The 17,662-nt window shown below is 61.9% G+C and carries 18 protein-coding genes; 7 read left to right on the forward strand and 11 right to left on the reverse strand.

Features of this window, described 5'->3' with window-relative positions; genetic code table 11:
• Positions 1-41: 41 nt before the first annotated feature.
• Together AB8A23_RS22690 and AB8A23_RS22695 are read right to left on the reverse strand one after the other, a co-directional pair.
• A complete protein-coding gene (locus AB8A23_RS22690) occupies positions 42-995 on the reverse strand; it encodes a hypothetical protein (protein WP_439058160.1) in 954 nt (317 codons plus the stop codon).
• A gap of 148 nt (positions 996-1,143) precedes the next feature.
• Positions 1,144-1,800, reverse strand: a complete 657-nt coding sequence (locus AB8A23_RS22695; protein WP_439058159.1) for a glutathione S-transferase family protein — start codon at positions 1,798-1,800, stop codon at positions 1,144-1,146.
• A gap of 128 nt (positions 1,801-1,928) precedes the next feature.
• Between AB8A23_RS22695 and AB8A23_RS22700 the strand changes: the two genes are divergently transcribed.
• Positions 1,929-2,645, forward strand: a complete 717-nt coding sequence (locus AB8A23_RS22700) for a DUF599 domain-containing protein (RefSeq protein WP_439060476.1) — start codon at positions 1,929-1,931, stop codon at positions 2,643-2,645.
• Here the strand turns inward: AB8A23_RS22700 and AB8A23_RS22705 are convergent.
• Entirely contained in the window at positions 2,620-3,558 is a 939-nt protein-coding gene (locus AB8A23_RS22705) for a hypothetical protein (protein ID WP_439058158.1), read from the reverse strand. The two genes, AB8A23_RS22700 and AB8A23_RS22705, sit on opposite strands and share 26 nt — an antisense overlap.
• Before the next feature lie 116 nt (positions 3,559-3,674).
• On the opposite strand from AB8A23_RS22705, the gene AB8A23_RS22710 reads away from it, so the two are divergent.
• Complete coding sequence (locus AB8A23_RS22710; RefSeq protein WP_439058157.1) at positions 3,675-3,989, forward strand: DUF3253 domain-containing protein; 315 nt, start codon at positions 3,675-3,677, stop codon at positions 3,987-3,989.
• 4 nt (positions 3,990-3,993) lie between these two features.
• On the opposite strand, the gene AB8A23_RS22715 is transcribed toward AB8A23_RS22710, so the two are convergent.
• The 5 genes from AB8A23_RS22715 to AB8A23_RS22735 all read right to left on the reverse strand — a co-directional run bounded on the left by AB8A23_RS22715 (position 3,994) and on the right by AB8A23_RS22735 (position 7,746).
• Positions 3,994-4,797, reverse strand: coding sequence for a YdcF family protein (locus AB8A23_RS22715; RefSeq protein ID WP_439058156.1), 804 nt, complete (start codon positions 4,795-4,797; stop codon positions 3,994-3,996).
• A gap of 86 nt (positions 4,798-4,883) precedes the next feature.
• On the reverse strand, positions 4,884-5,702 hold the full coding sequence (locus AB8A23_RS22720; protein WP_439058155.1) for an aldo/keto reductase: 819 nt from the start codon (positions 5,700-5,702) through the stop codon (positions 4,884-4,886).
• Between the two features lie 96 nt (positions 5,703-5,798).
• Positions 5,799-6,119: a helix-turn-helix domain-containing protein gene (locus AB8A23_RS22725; protein WP_081421759.1), complete on the reverse strand. Its 321-nt coding sequence runs from the start codon at positions 6,117-6,119 to the stop codon at positions 5,799-5,801.
• 292 nt (positions 6,120-6,411) lie between these two features.
• Positions 6,412-7,074, reverse strand: a complete 663-nt coding sequence (locus tag AB8A23_RS22730; RefSeq protein ID WP_439066028.1) for a hypothetical protein — start codon at positions 7,072-7,074, stop codon at positions 6,412-6,414.
• A 186-nt stretch (positions 7,075-7,260) separates the two neighbouring features.
• Positions 7,261-7,746 (reverse strand): lysozyme inhibitor LprI family protein, encoded by a 486-nt coding sequence (locus tag AB8A23_RS22735; RefSeq protein ID WP_439058153.1) that lies wholly within the window; start codon positions 7,744-7,746, stop codon positions 7,261-7,263.
• A 562-nt stretch (positions 7,747-8,308) separates the two neighbouring features.
• Here AB8A23_RS22735 and AB8A23_RS22740 point away from each other — a divergent pair.
• Entirely contained in the window at positions 8,309-8,704 is a 396-nt protein-coding gene (locus tag AB8A23_RS22740; RefSeq protein WP_439058152.1) for a hypothetical protein, read from the forward strand.
• 89 nt (positions 8,705-8,793) lie between these two features.
• Here the strand turns inward: AB8A23_RS22740 and AB8A23_RS22745 are convergent, their stop codons facing one another.
• Together AB8A23_RS22745 and mgtE are read right to left on the reverse strand one after the other, a co-directional pair.
• Positions 8,794-10,017, reverse strand: a complete 1,224-nt coding sequence (locus AB8A23_RS22745; RefSeq protein ID WP_439058151.1) for a CaiB/BaiF CoA transferase family protein — start codon at positions 10,015-10,017, stop codon at positions 8,794-8,796.
• 241 nt (positions 10,018-10,258) lie between these two features.
• Entirely contained in the window at positions 10,259-11,689 is a 1,431-nt protein-coding gene (gene mgtE / locus AB8A23_RS22750; protein WP_439058150.1) for a magnesium transporter, read from the reverse strand.
• A gap of 166 nt (positions 11,690-11,855) precedes the next feature.
• On the opposite strand from mgtE, the gene AB8A23_RS22755 reads away from it, so the two are divergent.
• Positions 11,856-12,635 carry a polysaccharide deacetylase family protein gene (locus AB8A23_RS22755; RefSeq protein ID WP_439066029.1) on the forward strand — a complete coding sequence of 260 codons (780 nt, stop codon included), beginning with the start codon at positions 11,856-11,858 and terminating at the stop codon, positions 12,633-12,635.
• A gap of 117 nt (positions 12,636-12,752) precedes the next feature.
• Positions 12,753-14,051 carry a polysaccharide deacetylase family protein gene (locus tag AB8A23_RS22760; RefSeq protein WP_439058148.1) on the forward strand — a complete coding sequence of 433 codons (1,299 nt, stop codon included), beginning with the start codon at positions 12,753-12,755 and terminating at the stop codon, positions 14,049-14,051.
• 11 nt (positions 14,052-14,062) lie between these two features.
• Here AB8A23_RS22760 and AB8A23_RS22765 read toward each other — a convergent pair whose 3' ends face one another.
• Complete coding sequence (locus AB8A23_RS22765) at positions 14,063-14,434, reverse strand: hypothetical protein (RefSeq protein ID WP_120290268.1); 372 nt, start codon at positions 14,432-14,434, stop codon at positions 14,063-14,065.
• A 450-nt stretch (positions 14,435-14,884) separates the two neighbouring features.
• On the opposite strand from AB8A23_RS22765, the gene AB8A23_RS22770 reads away from it, so the two are divergent.
• A complete protein-coding gene (locus AB8A23_RS22770) occupies positions 14,885-16,081 on the forward strand; it encodes an MFS transporter (RefSeq protein ID WP_439058147.1) in 1,197 nt (398 codons plus the stop codon).
• Between the two features lie 201 nt (positions 16,082-16,282).
• Positions 16,283-17,653: a DUF2235 domain-containing protein gene (locus tag AB8A23_RS22775; RefSeq protein WP_439058146.1), complete on the forward strand. Its 1,371-nt coding sequence runs from the start codon at positions 16,283-16,285 to the stop codon at positions 17,651-17,653.
• Positions 17,654-17,662 lie beyond the last annotated feature (9 nt).

The raw sequence follows: 17,662 nt of genomic DNA on the forward strand, positions 1-17,662 counted from the left end.
ATCGGCAGTGCGACACGGTTTTACAAGGCGTTATCCACCGCTCAGTTATCGGCCGGCGGAGCCTCCGGTGCAAGCTGCACGGGCGCTGGGGCGGCAGGCGCCTGTGGACGAGCGGCGGTCTTCGGCGCGGGCTGCTTCTTCGCAGCCGCAGGTGGCGGCGTTGTCGACGCGGCGCGCGGTGCAGGCGCCTGCGCATTGGCGGCCGCCGGTGGCTTCACGGGCGTTTCCGTCATGATCGAGATCGGCGGGATCGAGGATGATGACGGGAAATCGGCCGTGGTCGGCTTTCCGGTCGGAACCGACGCCGGCAATCCGGCCAGCGCGCCCGTCGCTGCGGCCGCAGCCGCAGGCGGCGCGTTCCAGCCGGGCGCATAGCGTGTCACGAGGCCCTCATAGGTGCGCTCTTCCATATTCGCGGCAATCCGCTTGTGATCGGTCAGCGCGGCATAGGCAGCGCAGCTTTCCGGCATGCAGCGATCGCGCGATTGCAGCACATAGGCAATCAGACCGTAGCGATCGCGTTCGATCGCGCGGCGCAGCCCCGCCAATTCAGGCGTCATAGATTTATTCGCTGCGGCGACATCGCCATACGACGTCAAACGATTGATCTGTGCAGCCGAGGCCGATACGGCAGCCGCCACCGAATCCGCCGAGCCAAACAACACCTTCTCGCAGCCCGCGAGCACCATATCGCCGGCGAGATCGTCGAGGCAGGACAGCGCCGGCAGCGAGGCATTCACCTGAGGCACTGCAACGGCGGCGTGCGAGGCGTCCTGCCCGGCGGTTTCGGATTTACGCAACGTCGCCGCAGCAGCAACGCCGATCGCCAGCAGCGTGATCACGGTCAACGCACCATTGGCGACGGACTTCTCGGCGCGCAGCAGCGTCGCCAGCACGATCAGGGCGAAGAAGATGGAGGCAGCCAGCGCGAGCCACATCGGAAGCGTCGGCGCGCGCCAGATTTGATCGAGCGAATTCGCCCATACCCCGTTCATCGAGTCGTCCCCGCATGTGTGGAAGCCAATTTTCCAAAGAAAGCCCTGCTTCCGAAGAAAATGCTTCCAAAGAAAGTCCGGCTGCCATGAACCCGCAATATGCGGTTGTTATGGCACGGCCCCGGTCATGACGAAATCGTGGCGGTTTTTAGTCATCCTCGAAGCGCGGAATGACAATGGTCTCGGCGAGGCCCTCGTCGGTCCATTGCCGAAACGCCGGCAGCGCCTGCATCGTATCCATATACGCACGGGCTTCCGGCGTGACATCGATGTCGTAGGTCAGGAACCGGTGCACCACCGGCGCATACATGGCATCCGCGCCGCTGAAGGCGCCGAACAGATACGGTCCATATTTGCCGTAGCGTGCGCGGCAATCGGCCCAGATCTGCTGGATACGCCGGATACTGGCCTTGGCATCGTCGGACAGCGCCTTCGCGCGGACCGGCCGGTGCAGGTTCATGCCGCATTCGTTGCGCAGCGGCATGAAACCGGAATGCATCTCGGCGGATACCGAACGCGCATGGGCGCGCGCGGCCCGGTCCTCCGGCCACAGCTTTGCGTCCGGAAAACGCTCGGCGGCATATTCGATGATCGCCAGCGAATCCCACACCGTGATCTCGCCATCGACGAGCGCCGGCACCTTACCTGACGGGGTCACATCGAGAATGCGCTGCTTGTCGGCGGCATCCGTATAGAGCGGGACAAACACCTCCTCGAAGGGGATGCCGGCAGCCTTCAGCGCAACCCATGGCCGCATCGACCACGACGAATAATTCTTGTTACCGATCACCAGCGACAGCGACATCAACCACTCCTTGCGACACCGGTAAATTGCCACGCATGCGCCTCTGCAAGCAAGCCGCGTGCACAGGCTTGTTGCTGCATCACGGCATGCGTGGCAGAAGTGCCAACTGATACGATGGGTGCTTCATGATCAACTATTCCTGGGTCGACGTCTTCGCGCTGGGCTTCTTCATCCTGGAGTGGACGACCTATGCGATCACGCTGGAGCACACCAAATACGGCCGCGACAGCCTGTCCGCACGCATGCACGGCTATCGTGAGGTCTGGATGCGCCGCCTGCTGGAGCGCGAGGCGCGCATCGTCGATACCCACATCATGACCTCGCTGCAGAACGGTACCGCGTGGTTTGCATCGACCACGCTGATCGCCATCGGCGGCTCGCTGGCCCTGCTGCGCGCCACCAATGAAGTGATGCCGATGATGCAGAACCTGCCGCTCGGCTTCAACACCACGCCCGGCATGTGGGAGATCAAGTGCTTCGGGCTGATTCTGATTTTCGTCTATGCGTTCTTCAAATTCGCCTGGTCGTACCGGCTGTTCAACTATGTCGCGATCCTGATCGGCGCGATGCCGCTGGCCTCGAAGCGCGACACGCCGGAGGCCGAAGCGCATGTGGTGCGCACGACCAGGATGTTCGGCGCGGCGGCCCGGCACTTCAACCGTGGGCAGCGCGCCTTCTTCTTCGCGCTCGGCTATCTCGGCTGGTTCGTCAGCCCCTGGGTGTTTCTGGTCTCGACGGCTGCCGTGGTGATCGTGACCTGGCGCCGACAGTTCGCTTCCAATGCCTGGCAGGCCATGGCGCCTGACGCCGAAATAAGGGTTACCCCGCGAAATCCTGCGGCGTAAAATCGAGATCGAGCACTTTCCACTCGTCGTATTTGTCGGCTGGCAGCATCGCATAAGGCTGGCAGGCTTCCAGCGCCTGTTTGGCTGCCTGCATCAGCAGCGCCGCCTTGGCCGGCCGCCGGACCTCGATCACCGTGGGCTCGGCGATCAGCCGGCCATCCGGCGAGAACACGGCGCGCAGCTTGACCTTGGCGTCATCGCCGCGCGCGACGGTGGTGGGCAATTTCGAACAGGTTTTGAGATGCCGCCGGAAAGCGGCGATATCCAGCTTGGACAGGTCCGCCTGCTCCGACGCGGCGCCGCCGCCGAAGCCTTCAGGCAAGCCCAGCATGACGCCGTATTTCACGGTGATATCGGCCTCGGGCTGCGGCGGCACCTGCTGTGGGCCCGGTTGCGGCGCCGGCGGCTGAGCCTGCAGCGCAGCCTGCTGCTGCAACGGCGGCTGCGTAGCGGGAGGCGCTGACGGAGGCGGCGTTGCGGGAGTGGCCTGCGGCTGTTGCTGGGCTTGCTGCTGAGGTGGCGGCGGTTGCTGGGCGGCCTGTTGCTGCGGTGACGGTGCGGGTTGCTGGGGCGACGTCTTCTGCGGCTGCGGCGGGGTGTTTTGCGCCGATGACTGCGGTTTGGCGGCGACGGCCTGCGTCTTCTGCTCTTCCAGGGTCGGCTTGTTGGTCAGGTCAGGCAGCCGAAATTCCGGCTCCGGTTTCTTCTCTGGCTTTTTCTCAGGCTCCGGCGGCGTCTCCTCGGCCTTCTTTTCGGCCTCTGCGAGCTGCTGCGGCGTCACCAGATCGACGGCAACGCTCTCCTCATGCTGCTCCATCGGACGCGCATCGGCGAAATAGACCCCGGCCGCCAAAGCGAGGTGGCCGACCACCGAGACGGCAATCGCTGCGCGGATGAGGTGTCTTGGTTCCATGGGGCTAATGAGACTTCTATACGCCGACTGGCCCGATCATAGCGTCGCGCCCTGCCCCGCGCCATGTCCGCCAAGCCACAGCTTGCGTCATGCGGTACGATGGGTCATGGCAGAGCATGTCCAAACCCAGTTCGAAGACCCCGAAACCGGCAGCCGCCAAACCGGCCGCCCCGAAGCCCAAGGCCCTGCCGCTCGACGAGGCCATCCTCGACGCGCTCACCCGCAACGGCGCGGGCACGCTGAGCCCTCCTGAGATTGCGCATGTGATCGAGCCCGAGGGCGATTGGCACGCGCTCTTGATGCCGATCCGCCGCGCCGCCGTGACGCTAGCGCTCGCCGACCGCTTGGTGATCTATCGCAAGGGCAAGCCGGTCGAGGATCCCAACGACTTCCGCGGCGTGTACCGGCTGGGGCTGCCGAAGGCGGAGTGACGCATCACCGCTTCTTCGGCGCCGGCAGCAACTCGCTGCTGCGGCCGGCGAGCCAATAGGTGATCAGCCCGACCCATTCGTGAACCGCGATGTCGCTCCGGCCAAGGCCGGCGCTGGCAGAATCGAAGGTCTCGGTGGCATCGATCCAGCCGCGCGTGCGCCAGTCCACCGGATAGGCTTCGACATCGAAGCCGACCCTGCGGAACGCGCCGATCGCGCGCGGCATATGCCAGGCGGACGTCACCAGCAGCCAGCGCTCGCCGGGCTTCGGCGACACCAGGCCTGCGGTGAAGGCGGCATTTTCGTCGGTGGTGCGGGAAGCGGTTTCAAGCGTGACGCGTTCGGGGGCCACGCCGAAACGCCGCAGCAGCTCGCCGGCAACGGGCGCTTCGGACAGCGACTTTTCAATCAGGCTGCCGGCGCCGCCGGTGAAGACGATGCGCGCCTGCGGATAGCGGCGCGCCAGCTCCAGCATCGCCGTTATCCGCTCGCCGGCCGAATTGATCTCCAGCGAGCCGCGGGCCGCGGACGAATCCGAATCGATGGCGCCGCCGAGCACGATGATGCCGTCGGGTGCACGGCCATCGTCCTGCCATTTCGGAAAACGCTCGGTCAGCGACAGCATCAGCACATTGCCAACAGGCGAATAGCCGAACAGCAGCAGCAACAGGATGCCAAAGGTCACCAGCAATGTTCCGACACGCTGGCGCTGCAGCAGCACCAGCACAATGCCGACCACGCAGATGATGGCGATCGCATTGGACGGCTCCGTGAAGAAGCCGAGCATCTTGGAGAATATGAAGAACATGAGGCCCTTGGCTTGCCGGACGGTGTCACTGCATGAGCCATCCCGTCCACAAGATCAATGCAACAAATGCCGGCTGGCTTGATGGATCAATCCCATTTCGGCGCGAAGCCGTAGTCAGTCAGCCGCCCCTTCGGATGCGCCAGATGCGAAATCCGGGACATCTCGTTTTCGGACAGCATGAAATCGAACACGTCGATATTCTCCGACAGACGCTCGACCTTGGAAGTGCGCGGGATCGCCACCGCGCCCTGCTGGACCAGCCAGCGCAGGCACACCTGTGCTGCGCTCTTGCCATGCGCCTTGCCGATCTCGGCAAGCGTTTCATCGCCGCGGACATTGCCTTGGGCGATGGGGCTGTAGGCGACCATGGCCAGACCATTCTGCCGGCAGGCGCCCTGCACCTTTACCTGGTCAAGATAGGGATGATACTCGACCTGATCGCAGACCAGCGGCGCGGGACATGCGGCCACAGCCTGTTCGATCAGCGCCACGGTGAAATTCGACAGGCCTATATGCCTGGTCAGGCCCATCTGCCTGGCATGCGCCAGCGCGCCGAGCGTTTCCTCCAGCGGCACCTGCGGGTTCGGCCAGTGCAGCAACAGCAGATCGACCTCGGTCATGCGCAGCCGCGTCAGGCTTTCCTTCACGGAGCGTTCGAGATTGTGAGGCGCGAAATGCGTAGTCCAGACCTTGGTCGTCACGAACATCTCGTCACGGCGAATGTGCGCGGCATGAATGCCCTCGCCGACATCGCGCTCGTTCTCATAGACCTGTGCGGTGTCGATGTGGCGATAGCCGAGCCGGATCGCCTGTTCAACGACACGCGCACAAATGCGGCCGCGCAGTTCCCATGTCCCGAGGCCAATGGCCGGGATGCGGGCGCCGTTTGCTTCCACGAACTGCATCATCTTCTCCTCGGACGGAGCAACGATACGAACGCCGACAGGCTTTTCCAGGACATGGCCGGCGCGTCAGCGCAGGCGATGATCCACAGTGATCGTTCAGGCGTCCGCGGCAACCGGTGCAAGCGCCGCGAACACCGTCTCCGGTGCGTGTGCGATCACCGCCAGCAAGGCACGGGCCGGACCGCGCGGCATGCGCTTGCCCTGCTCCCAATTGCGGATCGTCTCGACGGGAACGCCAAGACGCGCGGCAAATTCCATCTGGGTCAGCTGCGCACGGCGGCGCAGATCGCGAACTTCGGCTTCGCCGGGTCGCACCGCGACCGGCTCCGGCACGACAGGCATATCGGGAACCAGCGGCACCTCGTGCCCGTCCCGCAATTCGACGATCCGTCCGTCAGCCTTCAACCGCAAGCGCATGTTCGACCTCATTGCGCGTGATGGTCGTCGATTGCAGTTAAGGAGCCGTGAAGACAAGTGAGCCGGCGATCCCGGTGTTGGCGATCGTCGGCCCCAAGAGATGCGGGATGGCCGGGCCCCCTTGTTGCTGAAACCGCGTGAAACATGCTTCGGCGAGCGAGGCCGCTTTGAACCATGAGCCGCCATCCGGGCATCGATAGGCATTCGGCTCGGATATGTGATGCAGGTCGTGCGGGAGCGGGCATGGCTCGCTCCCATCCGTCGCAAAGCGCGAACGCTGCTCGCAGCCACTTCAATTCGTTGTGGTCTTGCCGCCGCGCATGGACACAAGCTTGTTTTCACGAAATCGGAGAATGAGCCAAGCGGTCTCATCGAAACCGTCTGCGAGCTTTCCCTCGTGCGAATACACGATCTGAGCAGCTTCCGACTTCGACGGCGGTCCCAACGCCGTGATTACCTCCTGACGCGACATACCTAAATGCAGCTTGCCGTCGAAGATGACGGGCGAGAATTTTTCCGGGATAATGCCGCAATCGGTCGAAGCCCCGGCGTCTTTCTCGGTGAGCTCTTCAACGATTTCCGTGACGAGATGATCCGGGCCGCCTATCTCCCCGCCGGACACGATCCACAATCGATGCTGCGCGCGCCGATAACACAGCCAATAGATACTATCTCCAGCGTCGCCTCGGTGTTGGATGGTCCCTTCGCCCAGGACTTCGCGAACCGCGTCGAGCCGCGTCTCCTCGAAGCGGCCCGCAAATGAGCCTAGCGAAAAGCGGGTCGCCAACCTCGTTACGACTGTCGGCGGCACGCGCTCGAACGCACGTTCGTTGATTGGGGGCGGCGGTGTCTGCGCGGAGCAGTCATCCGAGGGGATCGCAAATAAAAGCAGGAGCAAGAAGAGCGACTTTCGACCATCAACTCTGCATTGGCTTACATTAGAAATTGAGCGCATCTGCAATAGCTTCTCTCGTTTAACAAGGATGGTCGAACCATATAAAATCGTGACGAAAGAGGTACTTCAGGTTTTGTTCGAAGGGCTGTCACGTCGTTTGCAAAAACAGCGGAAAGCTCTCGCGCTCTGTCCCCACATCGACGATACGCCGATGCGAGAGACAATTGAGAGTGGGACTAAGAGGTCTCAGTGCTCGTTGACCGCAGCGCCGAGCTTGATCAAGCTCAGCGCGCGGTTCGCGGTCTCGCGCAGGCGGCAGTAGTTCGCGTCGCCCCGGTACATGCCGGGCTCGACTTTGTCGAAGACCGAGCAGAAGCTATCACGCGACGCGGCGAAGGTTTTCTGCGAGTCCTTGACCGCCTTGATCTTGTCGGCGAACCCGCCGGCCTCAACCTTCTTTAGCGCCTCATTGGTTTTCTGCGTCCAAATGGCGAGTTCGCGCGCCGCGCAGGCTTTCCATTTGGCGACATCGTCATTCACGCCCTCCGCCTTTTTGATGCAGGGGTCGGTGACGAGCCCGACACACGCGCCGCCGAAACCGCCGGTTTCCTCCGCGGTCTTCAGGCAAGCATTGATCACTGCAACGTCGGCGGGCGCGGTGCCCTGGGCGAAAGCTATCGATGAGAGCGGGAGGCTTGCGGCGAGCAGCGCGGCGGAAAGTTTGAGCTTCATTTGAGATCTCCGTTCGGCGCATCGAAAATATGGAACGCAATACCACCGTGAGCAAATGAAGCCCCGCGAGCCGGTACACCGGCGGGTGTGGCGGAAGGGCCGGACGTCAAGTGGGAAAGCGAAACGAGCGGGTACGCGGCTTTCGCTACGCTCTCTTCAATCAATGCCTTTGAATATGCCTTGACCTGGCTCACGAGATTTTCAGACAATAAGTGACGCATGCAACTTTGGTCATCGAAGGCCCAGCATTGGTTCATCTGAATGTGGAATAGGAGCGCCGACGTGGCGACTCTGAAGATCGCAATTCAAGTTGTATGGACGATATCTGTAGTTGGAGCGGCCACATTTTCAGTGCTCCTTATGGCTGGCAGCAACACGGATTTGTTGGCGCTCTCACCCTAGGCTCTGTCGGCTTCGCTTTGAGTGCCGTTGTCGCCGCAAGCCCGGCCTTGGTGCTGCAATTGTTGCGTTGAGCACGCTGCTACGTTGACGGATAACGACGGCAGGACCGGTTTGGGGCCCCCACCGGCTACGCCGCTGGCAACACTATGAGACTTCAAAATTGAACAAGATCGCCACGAAAACTGACGAAGGTGGCATGAAACGCTTTCTGATTTTCCCGGCTCTCTTTCCGCCTCTTGCGTTGGTCGTATTCACGGCGCCTGATGGGTTTAAGAATCTTCTCGACTGGATGGTTGCGTCCTACGCAATCGCGGTTATCCCGGCCTTGCTGCTGGCTTGGGTCGATTGGATGCTTTCTGCAAAGCCACTCCGAGTTATGGGAACGGCGGTGACGGCAGCACTCCCTGCAGTCTTAATCATGCTTTTCATGTGGGGAGGATCAAACGACTTATGGCCAATCTTGATGGTTGGGCTCGTCGGAGGACTACCAGCCGCGGTGTGTTCGTGGCTATCCGATGGCCGAACGTTAAGCATGAACGCGCGAGCGAACAGCTAAAGTTTAATTGGCTCTCCGACCGACTTGCGGTCGGTCGGAGATGAGAGCGAATACAGGTGTGACGCCATCGATCGCCTGCCCCGACCGGCCTAGACGATGCCCTTCGTCCTCAGCGCGGCGATCCGTTCGCCGTCGTAGCCGATGGTGGACAGGATTTCTTCCGTGTTGGAGCCGAGAAGTGGCGGCGCATGATATTCGGTGATCGGCGTGCCCGAAAACATCAGCGGATTTCGTACGAGCGAAAGCGCCGGCTCGAAGGGATGGTTCGAGCTCACGCGCATACCGCGGGACTTCACATGAGGGTCCGCGAAAACCTGATCGAAGTCGTTGATCGGGCCGGACGGTACGCCGACCGCCTCCAGACGCTCCAGCCAGTAGGCGACGGGCTGCTTCAGGAAAAGACCGGCGAAGATGGCCATGATCTCCTTCCCATGAACGACACGGTCGTTGTTCTTCAAGAAGCGCGGATCCTTGGCCAAATCCGGCTCTCCGAGCACTTCGCATGTCCGCTGGAACTGGCCGTCATTGCCATTCACGAGCATCAACTCGCCATCGGTGCAACGAAAGACACCGGCAGGCATGCCGCCATTGCCCCAGGTTCCGCGCCGCGGCGGGACTTTTCCGCTGATGAGATAGGGTTGGAGCCAATGTGAAAGGGAGGCGATCACCGTATCGAACAGACAAGCATCGATTTGCTGTCCCTCGCCGCCGCCGGCATCGCGATGATAGAGCGCCGACATCACGCCGATGGTGGCATTCAAGCCGGTCATATAGTCCACGATCGAGGGACCGACCTTCATGGGGCCCTCGCCCGGCTCGCCATCGAGATGGCCCGTCACGCTCATGAGACCACCCATCGCCTGCAGGATCGCATCATAGCCGGCGCGTGTGGCGTAGGGACCGGTTTGTCCGAAGCCCGTCACCGAGCAGTAGACGATGCGCGGGTTGATGGCTTTGATCGCGTCGTAGTCGAGGCCATAACGCTTGAGGTCGCCGACCTTGTAGTTTTCCAACAACACGTCGGCGGTCTTGACGAGTTCGCGAATGATCTCCTGGCCTTCAGGCTTGGCCACATTGACGGTGACCGATTTCTTGTTGCGATTGGCGCAAAGATAGAAGGAGTTGTCTCGCCTGCTACCGTCCGGATCGTTCAGATAAGGAGGGCCGAACGCGCGGGAATCGTCGCCAGTTCCAGGGCGTTCGATCTTGATGACTTCGGCGCCGAAATCGCCAAGCATCTGACCCGCGATCGGGCCGGCAAGCACCCGCGTCATATCGATAACCTTGATGCCCGAGAGCGGCAGAGCCGGCATGTATTCCTCCTGTATGTTGGTTCGTCACGTCGGCAACGGAGAACGTGTGAAGCGAGCGCTTACAGGAAAATCACCCCGAGTGCACCGCTTTGTGAGCATGAGGGCTATCCCATTCAAGAGGGCACAGCTCGTGAAGCAGATAGAGGCTTATTTGGACATCGGGCTTGCGCAGCCCGATGTCACGGCAAAGGGCAATTGAGCATAAGATGGATCAAGACGGCTGAAACGTCGCGAATGATCCCTACTTCAGCCCGAACCACAGCGTCGCGATCCCCAAGAAAGCGAAGAAGCCGACTACGTCGGTCACGGTGGTCACGAATGTACCGGAAGCCACGGCCGGATCGGCCTTGACGCGTTCGAGCACCATCGGGATCAGGATGCCGCCGAGTGCGCCGGCGATCAGATTGCAGATCATTGCAAGGCCGATGACGATGCCGAGACCGGGCGTCTTGAACCAGGCATAGGCTGCGATGCCGGTGATCACGGCAAAGGCCAGTCCGTTGATCAGGCCGACAAGGCCTTCGCGGATCACGATGCGCATGGCGTTGTTGGGGTTGAGCTGCCGCGTCGCCAATGCGCGCACCGCAACCGTCATGGTCTGGGTTGCGGCATTGCCGCCCTGGCTGGCGACAATGGGTGCCAGCACCGCCAGCGCCACCATCTGCTGCAGCTGGTCCTCGAACAGGCCCAGCACCGACGACGCGATGAAGGCGGTGGCGAGATTGATCAGCAGCCAGGTAAAGCGGCCCTTGGCGATGGTCCAGAAATTGTCCGACAGTTCTTCGTCCGACGTGACGCCGCCGAGCGCCTTGAGGTCCTCGTCGGCCTCCTCCTCGATGACGTCGACGACGTCGTCGATGGTGATGACGCCGACCAGCCGGTCATCGGTATCGACCACAGGCGCCGCGACAAGATTGTACTTGCCGAACATCCGCGCCACTTCCTCCTGATCGTCCAACACCGAGACGCGGCGGCGGTCCTCATCGATCAGATCAGCCAGCAGCACCGGACGGCGCGCGCGCAGCAGTGCGTCCAGCGACACTGCGCCCTGCCAGCGCTGATCGGCGCCGACGGAATAGATCTCGTAGAACCGATCCGGCAGGTCCGGCGTTTCGCGCATATAGTCGATGACCTGACCGACATTCCAGTCCGGCGGGACCGCAATGAATTCGGTCTGCATCCGCCGGCCGGCGGAGTTTTCCGGGTAAGTGAGGCTCCGCTCCAGCGCCACGCGCTCGGACAGCGGCAGCTTCTCGAGAATCTCGTCCTGGACCTCCTCGTCGACGCCTTCGAGCAGTTCGACGGCATCGTCGGAATCGAGTTCGCGTACACCCTCGGCGACAGTTTCCGGCTCCAGTTCCTCGAGCAGTTCCTCGCGGACGGTGTCGTCGACCTCGTTGAGCGCCGAGAAGTCGAAATCGGCGCCGGTCAGCTCGATCAGTGGCGCGCGCTCGTCGGCATCGAGGGCTTCGATCAGGTCGCCAAGATCGGCCTCATGGAGCTCGCCGACGATCTCCTTGAGGAATGCGGTATCGGCTACCTGAACCGCGTGCGAGATCGCCTCGACAAATTCGGGGCGGATGTCGCCTTCGGCATCGCGCATCGGCATCTTGTCGAGCGCCGACAATTCCTCGGGAGCGACCGATTGGGCGAGATCGACGTCATCGGCCATGCCGCACCTCGCCTGCTTGTTTGGGGGGTGACGGAGCTAGCGCTATCCTGTCGGAAATGCGCTAATCCATCTGTGAACGGAAGCTCGCATCAGGCATTACCCAATGCGCAATGCCTGATGCAATCGGAAAAATGCGGTGCGCCAAATCAGCGGCCGGGAAAGTGTCGTGATCGTGTTGAAGGCCGCCATTCTTGCCTTGATTGCATCGACCGTTATCGCCCATGCGGAAGACTGCCCGCGCAAGGATACGCTCGGCACCGCACGCATTCTCACCGTGGATCCCAGGACCACTCCGCGGGTCGGAACGCAGAGTTTTCCAGACACGCTGCCGCTGGAAGACCGCGAGGTCGTGCTGACCTTCGACGACGGCCCGAATGCGCCGACCACAACGAAAATTCTCACGGCGCTGTCGCGCGAATGTGTTCGCGCGACCTTCTTCCTGATCGGCAACAGCGCGACGGCCAATGCAGCGCTGGTGAAGCGCATGGCCGCCGAGGGCCACACCATCGGACATCACACCCTCGCCCATGCCGACCTCAAGAAGATCAGCAATGCGGCCGCCATCGAACAGATCGACCGCGGCATCAGCGCCGACGAAATGGCGCTGAATGGCAAGGCGACGACCGTGCCGACCACGCCGTTCTTCCGGTTTCCCTATTTCGAGTCGACCCCGGCCCTGCTGGACATGCTGCAATCCCGCCGGATCTCAGTGTTCGGCGCGGATTTCTGGGCCAGCGACTGGAATCCCATGACACCGCAGCAGCAACTGGAGCTGATTACCGGCAGGCTCAAGGCCGCCGGGCGGGGAATCATCCTGTTTCACGACACCAAGGCGCAGACTGCCGCGATGCTGCCCGATTTCCTGCGCTATCTCCGGGAGAACCGCTACCGGGTCGTGCATATCGTGCCGCCGGCCGCAGGGTCCGCCCGCTCCAGTTCCCAGTAGAACGCGCGATCATCAGGATGCGGAAAATACCGTCGGCGGGCCGACATGATTAACATTGCGTTCACAGCCGCCCCGGTAACTTCACAGCCGACATCAAAGCGAGTGACGGATCGACCAATGAACAAGGCGACGACTGACCGGGCACGACGCCTTCTGTGCCTGAGCCTGCTCACCGGCCTGACCCTGTTCACCGCCGCCGCAGCCTCCACCACCAGCGCTCTGTCGGCCGAGGCGTGCCCGGGCAATCCCGGCGCGCTCGGCACCTCGCGCACCATCGTGGTCGATCCCCGCGAGCACCCCAAGATCGGCACCATGCAATATGCCGAGACGCTGCCGCTCCAGGACAAGGAGGTCGTGCTGACCTTCGACGACGGTCCGATCCCGAAACACTCGAACGCGATCCTCGATATCCTGGCCTCCGAATGCGTGAAGGCGACGTTCTTCATCATCGGCCGGATGGCGAAGGAACATCCCGAAGGCGTGCGCAAGCTGATCGCGCTCGGCCACACCGTCGGCACCCATAGCCAGAACCATCCGCTCAGCATGAACCGCATGCCGATCGAGAAGGCGCAGCAGGAAATCGAGGACGGCATCGCCAACACCACGGCGGCGCTCGGCGATCCCGCGCTGCTGTCGCCGTTCTTCCGCATTCCCGGCCTGCTGCGCGCCAGCGTCGTGGAGGATTATCTGGCCTCGCGCGGGATCCAGACCTGGAGCGCCGATTTCCCCGCCGACGACTGGCGCCATGTGTCGTCGCAGAAGGTCCATGACCTCGCGATCTCGCGCATCGCCGCCAAGGGCAAGGGCATCCTGTTGCTGCACGATATCCAGCCGCGGACCGTCGCCGCCCTGCCCGGCATCCTGCGCGACCTCAAGGCCGGCGGCTATCGCATCGTCCATGTCGAGGCGGCAACGCCGGACAAGCCGAAGACGCCCACGGAGCCGCAGCAGTGGCAGTTGCATCCGGTGTCGGAGACCGTGGCCGTCACGCGCTGGCACAAGGTGCCGACATTCGCCTTTGCCCATGACGACATGCTGCCGGCGCCGGCGATCTCGGCCTCCGACCAGATGCTGTCGCTAACCGAGAATTTCGATCGCATGCGCCGGCCGCGCAATGCCGTGCCATTGCCCGAACAGGCGCCATGGCCGCGCGCCGCGACGCTGCATGCGATGACCAGCAGTGCCGCGCTGCCGGTACCGGCACAGGACCTGTTCGAGCTCGCCGAACGTCACGGCAAGCCGATCAAGGCACTCGTGCAGCTACCACATCACGCTCAACAGACGGCGCCTGCCCGCGGCAGCGATTCAGATGCGATTGCGAAACTGATCTCGATCGACGCCAGCGCCGCCAGACGCACCATCCCCGGCGCCATTCCGCCGGGACTGCATCCGACTGCAGTTGCTGTTCCGCGCTGAGCGCGCCGGGATCAGCTGACGATTTTGGCGATACACAGCACCACGATGATGCCGAGGAACAGCAGGTCGATATAGGACTTCATCTCGCCGGCCTGGCGCTGCTCGACCACGTCCTTCACAACCATCTTGCGTGTTGCAACGGCAGCCGGGCCCTCACCGGACAAGCCGCCGAGCCGGCGTGCTTCGAGTTCGAGCTTCTCGATCGCCTTGAAGAAGACGAAGGAGCGCAGCGCCGAGATCGCCCGCATGCCGGCATAGGCCAGCACCAGCGCCGCCACGATGGCGCGCTGCTGATAGGCGCCGACGAAGTTCAGGCTGAAATAGACCAGCGCCAGAAAGGCAAAGTTGGAGATGAAACGATAGGCATAGCTCAGATATTTCATGTCCGCTCCGGAAGATCGACGCTACCGGCCATGTCTAGCTGCCGGACGGCGGCGTTGCTACTGGCAAGTCGTTACCCGAGCGCTAAAGGATGATGACAACTGCAATGCATCTGGAGATTTATCCGCAACGCGCCAACGGACTTTTGTCAACGACGGCGCGTGACAGTCAGCGCGCTGCGGCCGGCCGAGGAGCGGCTGGCATGCTCGGCCCGGCGCGATGATGTCTGCGGCGGCTTCGGTAGCAAGATCACGACGTCATGTTCGGGCACCGTGCCATAAGCGCGACCGTGCGGCGGCTTTTCCCGCACTATACAACCTTGACAGAGGAACCTGCTTCGCCGTAACCAGCCGTCATTGCAGGGTGTCTCCCCGCCGTAAGCGTTAACGTCACTCAACGTGCTCAGCTCCGGACAGCCCCACCATGGCTGGCCGCCTCGAAAGCACGTCGACATGAACCAGAACGCTCCCCCAATATTCAAAGCTGCGTCCAAACCCGCACCGCTCAGCCGCGACGACCGCAGGAGCCTGATCAAGCAGGTCGCGATCGTGTTTTTCGGCTTCCTCTCGGTTGGCCTGCCGCTGCCGCCGCTCTCGCTCTACATCCATGACCAGCTCGGCTTCTCGGCCGGCGTGATCGGCTTCGCCATCGGCCTCCAGTCGGTGGTGACCGTGCTCACCCGGCACCGCGCCGGCACCATGAGCGACCATCGCGGCGCGCGCTATGTGATACGGCTCGGCCTGCCGCTGTCGGCCCTCGCCGGCCTATTCTATCTGCTCGCCGCCGTTGCGCCGCTGCCGGCAGAAGGCAAGCTCGCGCTGCTCTTGATCGGACGCATCGCGCTCGGCTTCGGCGAGAGCCTGTTCATCACCGGCGCCATGAGCTGGTGCATCGGACGGCTCGGCACGCACCGCACTGGTCTGGTGATGTCGTGGCAGGGCATCGCCATGTATTCGGCGATTGGATTGGGCGCACCGATCGGCCTTGCCGTCTACGCATCGATCGGCTTTGCCGGCGTCGGCGTGCTTGCGGCCATCTCTCCACTGATCGCGCTGGGGATCGCCTACGCCATCCCTGACGTGCCTGTGTCGGGCAGCACCGAACGCACGCCATTCTACAAGGTGATCGGACTGATCTGGCGTTCCGGCACGGTCCTGTTTCTGGCCACCATTCCCTTCGCAGGGATCACCGGCTTTCTGGCGCTGACCTATGTGGAGCGTGGCTGGTCCGGCGCCGGCATCGCGCTGGCGGCGTTCTCGACGGGCTTTATCTTCGTACGCCTGGTCGGCAGCCACCTGCCCGACCAGTTCGGCGGCGCCCGCGTGGCGATAGCCTCGCTAGCCATCGAGGCGCTCGGCCAGGCGCTGATCTGGCTGTCGACAAGCCCGATGCTCGCTTTGCTCGGCGCGCTGGTCACCGGCATCGGCTTCTCGCTGATCTTCCCGTCGATGGGCGTCGAAGCCACGCGCCGCGTGCCGATCGAACAGCGCGGTCGTGCCGTGGCGAATTTCATCGCCTTCTTCGATCTGGCGATAGGTCTGACTGCGCCCGCCGTCGGCTACGCCGCCGGGCTATTCGGCTATGGCGCGACATTCGTGATTGGGGCTGTGGCGGCAATGTGCGCGCTGGTGCTGGCGGCGAGCGGATAAACTAGCGTTGCCCCCCAATTAGCCAAGCGTCTGCATAGACAGACGCTGTCCCTGCCCCAACAATCCACAGAACTGCGAATAACCTAGTTTGCTTCCGATCAAGCACTCCTCCCGATTTGCGGTCCGCGTAGAAAACATGCAACCTAAGAGATTATCCACCAAGCTGTTCTTTTCCAATCACCGTCAATTCCCGAGTCCCGAATGCCAAAGTGTATTGTCATCCTGCTCGACGGCACCTGGAACGATTCCGAAGCCGACGGAAACGATACAAACATAGTCAGAATTCGCGAGCTGATTTCGGAAAGCCTAGATCCTATTTCACCGACCGCGGCAGGAACAAGGCGTACATTTACTTACGCCGACAGAAATGGCGCTCCGCAATCGATCGAGACTTCCGTCTATTATGACCGAGGAGTCGGTACGGGAGGCCTGCTCGACAGGCCGTTGGGCGGCGCCTTCGGAGTGGGACTTGAGCGCAACGTTCGTCGGGCTTACCGTTATCTCGCCCATAATTACGAGCCGGGCGACCACGTATTCGTACTTGGCTTCTCAAGAGGCGCATATACCGCCCGCTCACTAGTCGGTTTGATCGCCGTAGCCGGCCTGTTGAAGCGTGAAAACAGCTCTCGCATCAACGAGTCAAAGGTGTGGCACTACTATCGCGCAAATAGAAGCGATCATTTCAGCTCCGTGTCCAGCGAACTCGCTCATCTCATACATGAGCCAGACGCAACGCGAATCGAGGGCATTGCTGTTTTTGACACGGTGGGCGCACTCGGCATTCCAATAAGGCGTGCATGGCGCGAAAATCGCGACCTCTTCGAGTTTCACGACGTCGACTTGTCCGGGATATCAAAGCTGAACCTGCAAGCCCTCGCGATTGACGAGCACAGACTAACGTTTTCTGCCGCTGTCTGGCGAGCCCCTAAGTTCAGCGTAATTAACTCGATCACCGAACAGGTCTGGTTTTCCGGATCGCACTCCGACATTGGGGGTGGCAACCATAACACATTGGAGTGGGCAGCAAACGCCCCCGTTCGCAATCCTGACGACATTACGCTCGACTGGATGATCAAGCGCCTCAAGCACCATTGCAGATACTTCCCAATTACAGTTGGAAAGCGCTTTGCCCCAATACCTAGCGGCGGCGTAAGAATCCACTCCATATCAGAATCGCGGTCACGTATCTACAAACTCTGGCGCATCGCGTGGCGATCAATCGCCAATACCAGCTACCGGTTTCCGCGATTCTCCCGCCAGATCTATGTCGGTCAAGATCGACACGCCAAAACGATCCAAGAGATGGTTCATATTTCCGCATTGGTCACTTGGGGAGACACCAATTTACGAGCTGGAAAGCAGTATTGTCCGCGCAACCTCAAACTCGCTCTCATTTTAACCGACCACACTTACCGCGGCAGGACCTCGCAAAAGTTAGTGACGCAGGACCCGGTTCGTATTGTCGACTGGGATGGCCACCCCCTCGACCCCCACGAAATATCGCACCTAGCGAAAGCTCGCCGACTTCTAGATCGAATTTTCGCTGTGGGCCCATTCAGTCCGGTTAAATGAGATTATGAA

The sequence above is a fragment of the Tardiphaga sp. 619_E2_N8_4 genome, from assembly GCF_051810905.1.
GTDB lineage: Bacteria > Pseudomonadota > Alphaproteobacteria > Rhizobiales > Xanthobacteraceae > Tardiphaga > Tardiphaga robiniae.

What these genes read in the sequence shown, in the direction of transcription:
- AB8A23_RS22720 (WP_439058155.1), bottom strand. Translation starts at nt 5,702, where the DNA reads ATGCAGTTCGTGGAAGCAAACGGCGCCCGCATCCCGGCCATTGGCCTC.
- AB8A23_RS22725 (WP_081421759.1), bottom strand. Translation starts at nt 6,119, where the DNA reads ATGCGCTTGCGGTTGAAGGCTGACGGACGGATCGTCGAATTGCGGGAC.
- mgtE (WP_439058150.1), bottom strand. Translation starts at nt 11,689, where the DNA reads ATGGCCGATGACGTCGATCTCGCCCAATCGGTCGCTCCCGAGGAATTG.
- AB8A23_RS22745 (WP_439058151.1), bottom strand. Translation starts at nt 10,017, where the DNA reads ATGCCGGCTCTGCCGCTCTCGGGCATCAAGGTTATCGATATGACGCGG.
- AB8A23_RS22695 (WP_439058159.1), bottom strand. Translation starts at nt 1,800, where the DNA reads ATGTCGCTGTCGCTGGTGATCGGTAACAAGAATTATTCGTCGTGGTCG.
- AB8A23_RS22770 (WP_439058147.1), top strand. Translation starts at nt 14,885, where the DNA reads ATGAACCAGAACGCTCCCCCAATATTCAAAGCTGCGTCCAAACCCGCA.
- AB8A23_RS22765 (WP_120290268.1), bottom strand. Translation starts at nt 14,434, where the DNA reads ATGAAATATCTGAGCTATGCCTATCGTTTCATCTCCAACTTTGCCTTT.
- AB8A23_RS22710 (WP_439058157.1), top strand. Translation starts at nt 3,675, where the DNA reads ATGTCCAAACCCAGTTCGAAGACCCCGAAACCGGCAGCCGCCAAACCG.
- AB8A23_RS22690 (WP_439058160.1), bottom strand. Translation starts at nt 995, where the DNA reads ATGAACGGGGTATGGGCGAATTCGCTCGATCAAATCTGGCGCGCGCCG.
- AB8A23_RS22705 (WP_439058158.1), bottom strand. Translation starts at nt 3,558, where the DNA reads ATGGAACCAAGACACCTCATCCGCGCAGCGATTGCCGTCTCGGTGGTC.
- AB8A23_RS22715 (WP_439058156.1), bottom strand. Translation starts at nt 4,797, where the DNA reads ATGTTCTTCATATTCTCCAAGATGCTCGGCTTCTTCACGGAGCCGTCC.
- AB8A23_RS22735 (WP_439058153.1), bottom strand. Translation starts at nt 7,746, where the DNA reads ATGAAGCTCAAACTTTCCGCCGCGCTGCTCGCCGCAAGCCTCCCGCTC.
- AB8A23_RS22760 (WP_439058148.1), top strand. Translation starts at nt 12,753, where the DNA reads ATGAACAAGGCGACGACTGACCGGGCACGACGCCTTCTGTGCCTGAGC.
- AB8A23_RS22730 (WP_439066028.1), bottom strand. Translation starts at nt 7,074, where the DNA reads ATGCGCTCAATTTCTAATGTAAGCCAATGCAGAGTTGATGGTCGAAAG.
- AB8A23_RS22775 (WP_439058146.1), top strand. Translation starts at nt 16,283, where the DNA reads ATGCCAAAGTGTATTGTCATCCTGCTCGACGGCACCTGGAACGATTCC.